We start from the raw sequence: 9,384 nt of genomic DNA, 5'->3' as shown, positions 1-9,384 counted from the left end.
GCCGCGGCAGGCGGGCGCTGACGCGCGGCCGCCGGGGCCGCCCCGGGCCGCGGCAACTACACTTGGGGGCGTGAGTGAACCCCTGGTGCTTGGAATTGAATCGACGTGCGACGAGACTGGAGTCGGCCTGGTGCGCGGATACGACTTGCTGGCGGACCGCACGGCCACGTCAATGGACCAGTACGCGCGCTACGGCGGCATCATCCCCGAGATCGCGTCCCGCGCGCACTTGGAGTCCTTCCTGCCCGCGCTGCGCAGCGCCCTGTCCGAGGCCGGGGCGGGCCTGTCCGACGTGGACGCCGTGGCGGTCGCGGCGGGCCCGGGACTGGTGGGCTCGCTGACGGTCGGCATCTGCGCGGCGAAGGCCCTCGCCTCGTCCTTGGGGAAGCCGCTGTACGGCGTCAACCACGTCATCGGGCACCTCGCGGTCGACGAACTGGCCGAGGGGCCCCTGCCGGAGCGGTTCATCGGACTCGTCGTCTCCGGCGGGCACTCGAGCGTCCTCCTGGTCGACGACATCGCGACGGGCGTCCGGGAACTGGGCGGCACCCTCGACGACGCGGCGGGGGAGGCCTTCGACAAAGTGGGCAGGCTCCTGGGGCTCCCCTACCCGGGCGGGCCCCACGTGGACCGCCTGTCGCGCGAGGGCGACCGCCGGGCGATCCGCTTCCCGCGCGGCTTGGCGGCGGGCAAGGACAAAGAGCGCCACAAGTACGACTTCTCGTTCTCCGGCCTCAAAACCGCCGTCGCCCGTTACGTCGAGGGCGCCCAGGCCCGGGGGGAGCAGGTGAGCGCGCCGGATGTGTGCGCCGCGTTCTCCGAGGCGGTCAACGACTCGCTGACCGCGAAGGCCGTGCGCGCTGCGGTGGACACGGGGTGCTCGACGATCGTCGTCGGCGGCGGATTCTCAGCGAACTCGCGCCTGAGGGAACTGCTGGTCGCGCGCGCCGACGAGGCGGGGGTCGCGGTGCGCATGCCCCCGCTGCGCTTCTGCACGGACAACGGCGCGCAGATCGCCGCTCTCGGCTCTGAGCTGGTGCGCGCCGGCCTGCCCGCCTCCGACTGGGGCTTCTCGCCGGAGTCGGGAATGCCCCTCACCAGGACCTACGCGGCCCCGGTGGGGTGAGGGCGCGGGGCGCGTCCCCACAGCGGCCGAACGCCCACCGAAACGGCGGCAGCGCACTGGCAGCCGATTGGACGGCCCGCAGTCCGGGAACGCGCCCCGGAACCGGTCGCGGGCCGGCCAACGGCCCTACATGAACGCCTCGATGAGGGAGAAGAGCGCGGTCCTCCACGACGTGTAGAAGCCGCCGGTGGCGTTGCCGAGCATTCCGATCAGCAGGGCGACCACGCCCATGGTCGCGGACACAGTGACCAGGCGCGTGGTGAAGAACCACGCGCGGCGCAGCCCCCGCGGCAGGCGGGAAGCGCGTGCGCGCGCTCCCGCCAGACGGCCGCGCAGCGACGCCAATGCACCGCCCAGGCCCTGGGACGGCCCGGTGTCCGCCTCGCTTCGCCCGGTGGTGGTTCCGTCGGCGGTCCCAGTGGAGGCGGGCTGGCCGTCGGTCCCAGCGGTGGTGGTTCCTGCACGGGTCCGGGCGGTCGCCTCCTCTGATTCCACAGTGGGCGCCCGGTCCGTGGCCCGGTCGGCAGTCCCTGCCCCAGCCCCGTCCGGCCCGGCCGACTCGGCGGAGGGCGACGGGCTCCCGCTCCCGTCCGCCGCGACCCAGCGCGGCACGCGCAGCGCGCACAACAGGGCGCTCAGGAGCGCGAGCAGCCCCACGACGACCAGCGAGCCGGCCCCGTTCAGGCCGAAGGCGCGCGTCCTGTGGGTGACGGTCTGCGCGGTGACGATCTGCCCGAATCCGCTGGACGACTGCGCGGCCTCGGCGGTGGGCGGCGTGCCCACGGCGCGCGCGACTGAGTTGTCGGAGCCCCACCACGCCAGCATCGTGGGGATGTGCTCCCTCCACAACGGCCCGGCGTGCCCGCCCGTCTCCGGCGTGTCGGGGGTCACCGAGTCGGGGGCCTTGACGGCGTTCGCCATGGCGACGGCGGCGGGCGCTCCTCCCACGGCGTCGTCCTGGGCGGCCATCGCGTAGATGCGCAGGCCGTCGGGCGTGCGGTTGGCCAGCATGGTCGACAGCGTGTTGTCAGCCAGGTACTGCTGCCCCTGGCTCTTCATCCCGCCCTCGATCTGCGTGTTGTACCCCGACAGGGAGGCCGCTGAGCCGAAGACCTCGGGCGCGCGCATCGCGGTCCACACCGCGCAGTAGGCTCCGGAGGAGAACCCCGCGATCATCCAGGCGGCCCGCTCGGTGGAGACGTTGGGGAAGTTCGCCTTGATCATCGCGGGCACGTCCTTCGTGACCCACGTGAACACGGGCGGGCGCCCCGGCAGGTCCGCGCAGTCGTGCTCGGAGTCGTCGACGTTGACCTCGGGGCCGATGACGATCGTCGGCGGGATGAGCCCCTGGTCGATGGCGCTTTGCAGCGCCTCGGAGACCTGCGCGCCCCACATGGTGCCCTCGGGGTCGCCCGGGTACCCGTGGAGTGTCATGATGACCCCGTACTTCTTGCCGTCGTCGGGCCTGTAGCCCTTTGGGGTGATGGCGTACACGGGCTGGGTGATGCCACTGATCGGCCCGGTCCACGTGGTCTTGAGCATCCCGGACTCCTCGGTGGGCTGGAAGTCCGTGAGCAGGGCGGGATCCCCGGATTGGGTCCGCTCGTGCTCGGATTGGGCGCCGTCGGACTGCCCGTCCGCTGACTGGGCCTCCCCGGTCTGTGGCCCAGACAGGTTGGCCGCGATGATGCCGAAGAGGTCGCGCGGCGTGGTGACGATCTTGAGGGAGCGGTTGAAGGCCATGGCCCCCGTCGCCAGGATCATGACGACGGGGAGCAGCATCGCCAGTGCCCGCGCGGACCACCTCCCGGCGGTGCGCCACGGGTGCGCGCGCCTCTGCGGGGCGGCCCCCGCCGGGTTCCCCGCCCGGCCCCGGCGGGTGAGGGGCAGCAGCAGCGCGCTTGCGATCAGGGCCGCGATGGTGAGGAGCAGGGCCGTGACCATGGCCCTGTGGGTTGTGAGGTCCACTGAAAGCAGGAAGCCCATCAATGCGTCATCTCGATTCTGGTTCGGCCGTTCATTGGTTGTCCTTGATCGCGGCTGCCGCCACGCCGCCCGCCACGGAGCCCGCCAGGCGCGCGGTCTGCGCGGCCGTCATATTCGGCACGTAGGCGTGGCCGATGGCGGCGCCGACGGTGCCCAGGGACGAGGCGTCGGGGACGGCCAGGTACAGGGCCTCGCGGCGGGGCTTGAACTTGCGTTTGAACGAGTGGAGGGAGGCGAAGCCGTACAGGGGCTCCAGGATGGAGGCCAGGACGTCCAGCATGGGGCCGAAACCGGAGTCGTCCTCCTGGGAGCGGGCCAGGGGCGCGCCCGACAGGGACAGGACCTCGAGCCCCTCCTCCTGGGCGGACAGGGCGGCGCGGGCGATCAGGAAGTCGATGGCGGGCCGCCACCCGTCCTTGCGCCGCCGCATCACGTCGAGGGTGAGGCCGACGACCTCGCCCTGGCGGTGGACGGGCAGCCACGAGGTGACGGCCTGGACGGTGCCGTCGGAGTCGATGGCCAGCAGCAGGCGGGTGCTCGGGTCGCGCAGCTCGTCCAAGCCGCCCAGGGTGAACCCCATCTCGGGCAGCGCCTTGTCCGCGCTCCACGCGCGGCTGATCGACTCGATCTGGTCGCGCCGCCCCTGCGGGCAGTCCTCCCACGTGGTCCACACGGCCTCCACGCCCTCGCGCTTGGCGTGGTTCATGGCGGTGCGCACGTCCTGGTACGCCTTGCCCTTGAAGGCCAGCCCGGGCAGGTCCAGCAGGGACTCCTCGGCCACCTGCATGACGGTCCACCCCAGTTCACGCGCCGCCCCGGCAACGGGTTCGTGGACGGAGTACAGGGCGGGCGTCAGCCCCGAGCGCGACGCGAAGTCGGCGAACTCCTCGATGGTCGCGGAGATCTGCGAGGAGGGGCACACGGGGTCGGTCACCGTCAGGGCGGTGCCGCCGCCGGGGCGGTAGGCCACGCCCGCGCGGTCGTCCTCGCGGATCCACACGGAGTTGCCCTTCCACGTCATCATCCACGCCAGGGTCCCGCCCCCGCCGGCGCGGATGAGTTCGACGAGGCGCGAGGCGGACCCCTGTCGCGTGTGCGCGGGCGTGACGAGGGTGCGCGCCACCAGGGCGAGGCTGAGCGCCCACGCCACCAGCGGCGTCCAGACGACGGGGACCTCCGCCAACAGGGTGAAGGGCTCCAGGGAGGGCTCGAAGATGGAGACCGTCGAGGTGGGCAGCAGGGCCAGCAGGTAGTCGTGCAGTATCGCGAGCACGCTGGCGCGGGGGATCTCGATGTCGGCGGTGCCCTGGTCGAGGACCAGGGGCAGGTAGGAGTCGGAGGCCAGCATGCCCAGGCCGATGCTGATCGCGGCGACCACGCACATCATGGTGGCCCAGCGCGCCGCCAGGGCGCGCACGGTGCCCGGGCGCGAGCGCAGGGTGAAGGCCTTGCGGGACCAGGCGACGACGGCGCAGAGCAGCAGGTTGAGGGTGACGGGGACCAGCAGGAACTGCGTGGTGTTGGTGATGACGCTCGCCGAGGCGTCGTCGGCGAGGTAGCGCAGCTCCCGGGTGGCGGCGATCTCCATGACGAGCGCGCCGACGGCGGAGCTGAGGGCCAGGCACCCTTGGAGCACCAGGGTGCCGATCATCGCGAAGCGCCGTCCCCGGCGCAGTCCGTAGGCGAGGACGAGTTGGAGGAGGACGGGCATGAGCGCCAGCAGCGTGGAGCCGACGCTGGCGCGCCCGAGCATCCACCACCCGGGCGCCACGGACCAGCGCATCTCGGCCAGGGGGCCGCGCAGCGTCGTGGAGAAGATGGTGAGGGCGGCGGCGACCGTCCAGCACACGACGGTCAGGGACACGATCTGGCGGTGGATGACGATGTCGTGCGTGGAGGCGTCCTCCTGGCGCCTGCCGCGGTAGGCGATCCGGCCGATGACCAGGCCGTACACCCCCGCCCACAGGCGCGCGAAGGTGTCCATGGAGCCGATGACGCCCGCGGACAGGGCGAGGACGCCGATGAGCAGGAAGCGGGCGCGCCACCGCCATGCGCGGCCGAGGCTCTCGATGACCGGGCCCGCCAGGCCCACGATCATGGGGCCCGCGCCCCAGATGGAGCCGCGGTCCAGGGAGGCGCCCCACTCGGGCAGGAAGCTCTGGATGGGGGGCGCCAGCAGCCATGTGGTGGCGACGGCGGCGGCGGGGGCGACCAGGGCGGCGGCCAGCCACCGCCGGGAGCCGACGCGGTGCTCCGCCATGCCGCCCAGGACGATGAGCGCCAGCACGATGAGCAGCACCGTCTCCATCGATGTGCGGGGGAACACGAAGGGCGCCGTGACCAGGCTCCACCAGTGGGAGGGATCGGCGGAGGCGGATCCCAGCGGGAAGGCGCCGGACCAGGCCAGGCACACTCCCACTCCGACCAGTAGGGCGGCCGCGACGGCGCGCGTGGCGGGGACGGAGTGGAGCCACCTCGCGCCCAACCGGAGCGCCGTGGCGGACCACTGTCCCGCGGTCGCCGCCCATCTGCGGGCGGCCCCGCCCGGGCGCGCGGCCCCGGAGGGCGCCTGCTCGCGGGGCTGGCGCTGCTCCCCGTTGGCGGTGGGGCCGCGCTGTTCCTCGTTCGTGCCGGGCTTGCCCTGTTCCTCGTTGGCGCGGCGCGGTTGGGCGCCCTCATTGATCGGCATGTGTTCCTTTTGACGTCGGGCCTTGGCTGGCGTTTGGCCGTGGCCGCGCGGGGCCGGGGGCGCCCGTGTCGGGTCCTGCGGGGCCGCGCGACTGCACGCGTATTCTAGCGCGGCTCCCTGAATGCCGGTTTTCAGGAAAGAGTTACCACGTTATCCCAGGTCAGGGGCCTGTAGCGCCGCGAACTCCGCGAGGCTGAGGGGGCGGCCCGCCTCCATCTCGGCGCGCATGAGGGACACGACCGCGTCCAGGCCCTCGCCCGGCCGGGCCGCGGCGAAGGCGGCGCGCTGGCGCTCGTAGGCGGCCCCGACGCCCAGGATCGTCCCGATCCCCTCGAACTCCCGCGCGCACCCCAGGTCCGAGGCGATGGGCGCCAGTTCCTCGGCCAGGCGCGCGAAGGTGTCGCGCGCGGGCTCGGTGGTGCCCTGCGGGTCCAGGATCAGTTCTGCGTCCATGCCGTAGCGCGCGGAGCGCCACTTGTTCTCGGCGATGAACCAGTCCGGCAGGACGGGCAGGGCCTCGCCCGCGTCGTACATGCGCGAGAAGTGCTCGACGAGGACGTGGGTGAGGGCGGCGAAGACCCCCACTTCGAGGATGTTGGTCGCCGCGTCGAACACCCGGTTCTCAACGGTCCCGAAAGCGGGCGAGGGGCGTATGTCCCAGCGCACCTCGTCGAAGCCCTTGATGACGCCGGTGCGGATCATGTCCTCCGTGTAGCTCTCCAGGGCCTCCCACGTGTCGAAGTGGCGGGGGATCCCGGCGGTGGGCAGCTGCTGGAAGACCATCGCGCGGTTCGAGGCGTAGCCGGTGTCCACGCCCGCCCAGTACGGGGAGGAGGCGGCGATGGCCTGCAGGTGCCCCAGGTGGGTGGACAGCGCCGCCTGGATGGGCAGGACCTTGTCGCGGTCCTCCACGCCCACGTGGACGTGGACGCCGTACAGGAGCATCTGGCGGCCCCAGTACTGGGTGCGCTCGACCAGCTGGGCGTAGCGCCGGCTGTTGGTGACGCGCTGGCGCCCGGGGCGCGCGAAGGGGTGGGTGCCCGCGGCGGCGAGGTCGATGCGCAGCCGTCGTGCGATGGGGGAGAGGAAGTCGACGCACGCGGTGATGTCGGCCAGGCAGTCGGCCACGGTGGCCCGGGGCTTGGAGGTGACCTCGATGGTGTTGAGCAGCATCTCGCGGTGGATCCCCGTGAAGAGCTCGCCGTCGACGGTGGCCTGGTCGATGACGGCGTCCGCGCTCTGGCGCAGATCGTGGGAGTCCTGGTCGACCAGTTGGAGCTCCCATTCGACTCCGAGGGTGGACCGGGCGGACCGGCCGAATGGCAGGGGCATCGGGGCCTCCTTCTCGTGCCTGCGCCCCCTAGTCTGGCAGGCGCGGGGCCGGACGGCAGGATTTGCGCGGTTGACATGCGTCTCGCCGGCGCCGTGGACGGGGCGGGCGCGGGGCCGGGAAGGGCGAGCATGGCGAGGCGGTGGCCGCCGTCGGGGGCCGGCCTCTCAGCCCTCCAGTAGTGGGTCGTTGGCGGGGCTGTAGTCCGTGATCCCGCGGCGCAGGTTGTCCTGGTGGATGTCCGCCATCTCCGGGGACTCCAGGAATAGCGTTACCATGCGATTGGTTCCGCTGAGTCTCACGCCTGTGCCGTTCGTCAGGAACCACTGCGCGTTCCTGCGCGCGCGGCTTTCTTGTTCGCGGATCGGGGCCCCGAGTTGTTCTTCGAATGCCCGGAGGCAGGAGCAGTAGAATCCCCGGGCACGCGACGGGTGTTCCTCCTCCGCTTCTGCCGGAAGAACATTAGTGACTGCGATTTCAAGGGAGGTGATGGGCCCGTCGAGTGAGGCGAAGTATGAGTCAGGTTCGTCCGGCGAAACATCCGACGTGAACATCTCCGGGCTACCGCTGTCTCCTGAAAAGCCGAGGCCGGTGTAGACCTCGATGCCGTCCTGCACGCTCATCGGCCAGGAGTGGAGCGCCCAGGCCCGCATGATCTGGACGGCGCGCTGGGGTGCGACGGCTTTGAACTCGGTGCTCATGGTGTGGATCCTGACGCGCCTGGCGCGCATTAGAAAAGCAGCTCATCGCCACTGTTCGAGTCGAACCAGCGCCTCCGGCCTTCGTCGTCAATGATGAGTTGGATATCGGAGCCCGCCGGCAGAGCGAATACGGGAATGCATGCGGGCTCAATGTCGCATAAGGTGTTGTAGTCGACGACAGCCATGTTGTGCGGATCGGCAATGAACTCGTCCGTGTCTATGCCGGAAAACACCCTCCATCCGTTATCCATCGGGTTCAGAGGCTCGTGCCGCACCATCCAGCGCACAGGCGCGACCCCGTTTATCACATTCTTCGACACGACGCATCCGCCAGCGCGGGGGATGCAGTCGAAAGTGCCCATCGCTTCTCCCTGGACTCTACGGCGCTTGTTTCGTTCATTATATCATTCATTCGAATTCGTGTTCACGGTTAGTCTTACAGTGTTATGCCTGGTAGTAGTTTGGATTGCGGCGCTTTTCTGCGAACCCGGCAGGGCTGAGCTCCCCGTTGATGTGCTTAAGCCACGTGTCGTGGTACTTGTGACCCGGCTTGTGGCCCGTGTCCCAGACGCCGGGGCGTGGTTCTCCCGGCGATAGTTCGTCCCGCGACGTCGGTTGCCGTCTTTCCGCCCTGAGCGGTTTCCTCCCACACCTGAAGCGCTTGGTCTTTCGCGTAGGGCGGCCTCGATTTCAGAAATGGACGCGGGGCGTCAGGGTGTATGTGCGGAGCGCCCTCTTCGTCCACATGGCTGCCGTGCTGGTTTCCGTCGGTTGACAGTTTTCTCCTTCTTCGTGGTTTTGGTGTGGTGGGTGAGGTTGTGGCCCAGAGTGCGCGCGGACTTGAGCGCCCCGGCGATGCGGGCGGTCATCTCGGTGGCCTTGTCCCCGACTTTGACTTGGACTTGGCGATGATGGGGGGAATGGCCAGGCCCAGGTCGGCCGCGCCCGCCGCCCGGCACCAAGCCGCCACCCGCATGGCCAGCACCGGCTACCGGCTCGAGCGACTCGCACAACACACCCTGAAGCCTGCGCCACTTAGGCATTGCCCGCACCACTTAGGCCTCCGACACGCCGGGAGGACCAGGGCCCGCTAGGGCCTAAGTGGTGCAGCGGTGGAGGCGCACCACCGCGCAGCACGGGACGGAGTACGCGGTGTGCCGGCCCCTCAGTCCGCCAGGCGCCTCGCGATGATGGCGCAGTGGCGCCCGCCGACGCGGGTCGCGAAGACGGTGGCGCCCGGGCCGCCCGGGGTCAGGTCCAGCCTCTTGCGCAGCGCGGCCGGGTCGATGTCCGCCCCCCGCTTCTTGACCTCCACGGAGCCGACTCCCAGGGGCCGCAGGGCCGCGGACACCGCCTTGGCGCGCAGCGCGGTGCGGGCGACCACCTCGAAACGGCTCAGCAGCGGGCTGGCGGCGATGTCGTCCGCCGTGAGGTAGGCGATGGACGGGTCGATCAGGCGGGCGCCGATGGAGTCGGCCAGGTGGGCCAGCCCGCCCGACCGGATGACCGCCGGGTCGGGCTCGGCCAGGACGGCGCCGAGCTCCCCGGAGGG

Annotated in this window: 7 protein-coding genes and 1 pseudogene; 1 reads left to right on the top strand and 7 read right to left on the bottom strand. The window is 71.0% G+C overall.

Translation table 11 applies throughout. The annotated features are described in order from the left end of the window. The first annotated feature begins 70 nt into the window (after positions 1–70). Complete coding sequence (gene tsaD, locus BH719_RS04280) at positions 71–1,126, top strand: tRNA (adenosine(37)-N6)-threonylcarbamoyltransferase complex transferase subunit TsaD (protein WP_034255240.1); 1,056 nt, start codon at positions 71–73, stop codon at positions 1,124–1,126. A 126-nt stretch (positions 1,127–1,252) separates the two neighbouring features. On the opposite strand, the gene BH719_RS04275 is transcribed toward tsaD, so the two are convergent. The 7 genes and pseudogenes from BH719_RS04275 to BH719_RS10040 form a co-directional block, all read right to left on the bottom strand. Next, positions 1,253–3,112 carry an alpha/beta hydrolase gene (locus BH719_RS04275; RefSeq protein ID WP_009743533.1) on the bottom strand — a complete coding sequence of 620 codons (1,860 nt, stop codon included), beginning with the start codon at positions 3,110–3,112 and terminating at the stop codon, positions 1,253–1,255. 31 nt (positions 3,113–3,143) lie between these two features. Beyond that, positions 3,144–5,801 carry a bifunctional lysylphosphatidylglycerol flippase/synthetase MprF gene (locus BH719_RS04270; RefSeq protein ID WP_009743532.1) on the bottom strand — a complete coding sequence of 886 codons (2,658 nt, stop codon included), beginning with the start codon at positions 5,799–5,801 and terminating at the stop codon, positions 3,144–3,146. A 150-nt stretch (positions 5,802–5,951) separates the two neighbouring features. After that, a complete protein-coding gene (locus BH719_RS04265) occupies positions 5,952–7,133 on the bottom strand; it encodes a glutamate--cysteine ligase (protein WP_009743531.1) in 1,182 nt (393 codons plus the stop codon). Positions 7,134–7,298: 165 nt separating this feature from the next. Further along, positions 7,299–7,832: a DUF6301 family protein gene (locus BH719_RS04260; RefSeq protein ID WP_069774628.1), complete on the bottom strand. Its 534-nt coding sequence runs from the start codon at positions 7,830–7,832 to the stop codon at positions 7,299–7,301. Between the two features lie 29 nt (positions 7,833–7,861). Further along, positions 7,862–8,194 carry a DUF2185 domain-containing protein gene (locus BH719_RS04255; protein WP_009743529.1) on the bottom strand — a complete coding sequence of 111 codons (333 nt, stop codon included), beginning with the start codon at positions 8,192–8,194 and terminating at the stop codon, positions 7,862–7,864. A gap of 82 nt (positions 8,195–8,276) precedes the next feature. Further along, a pseudogene (locus tag BH719_RS10350) lies at positions 8,277–8,426 on the bottom strand (GH-E family nuclease); the annotation flags it as partial. Between the two features lie 571 nt (positions 8,427–8,997). Then, on the bottom strand, positions 8,998–9,384 hold a 387-nt coding region (locus tag BH719_RS10040; RefSeq protein ID WP_009743527.1), incomplete at its 5' end, for a THUMP-like domain-containing protein.

It is taken from the genome of Pauljensenia hongkongensis (assembly GCF_001746855.1).
Taxonomy (GTDB): domain Bacteria; phylum Actinomycetota; class Actinomycetes; order Actinomycetales; family Actinomycetaceae; genus Pauljensenia; species Pauljensenia hongkongensis.
This window is presented reverse-complemented; position numbering and strand designations above follow the sequence as displayed.

Bases quoted from the DNA above. Each gene is read 5' to 3' on its own strand.
- BH719_RS04260 (WP_069774628.1), bottom strand. From the start codon at position 7,832: ATGAGCACCGAGTTCAAAGCCGTCGCACCCCAGCGCGCCGTCCAGATC.
- BH719_RS04275 (WP_009743533.1), bottom strand. From the start codon at position 3,112: ATGGGCTTCCTGCTTTCAGTGGACCTCACAACCCACAGGGCCATGGTC.
- BH719_RS04270 (WP_009743532.1), bottom strand. From the start codon at position 5,801: ATGCCGATCAATGAGGGCGCCCAACCGCGCCGCGCCAACGAGGAACAG.
- BH719_RS04255 (WP_009743529.1), bottom strand. From the start codon at position 8,194: ATGGGCACTTTCGACTGCATCCCCCGCGCTGGCGGATGCGTCGTGTCG.
- BH719_RS04265 (WP_009743531.1), bottom strand. From the start codon at position 7,133: ATGCCCCTGCCATTCGGCCGGTCCGCCCGGTCCACCCTCGGAGTCGAA.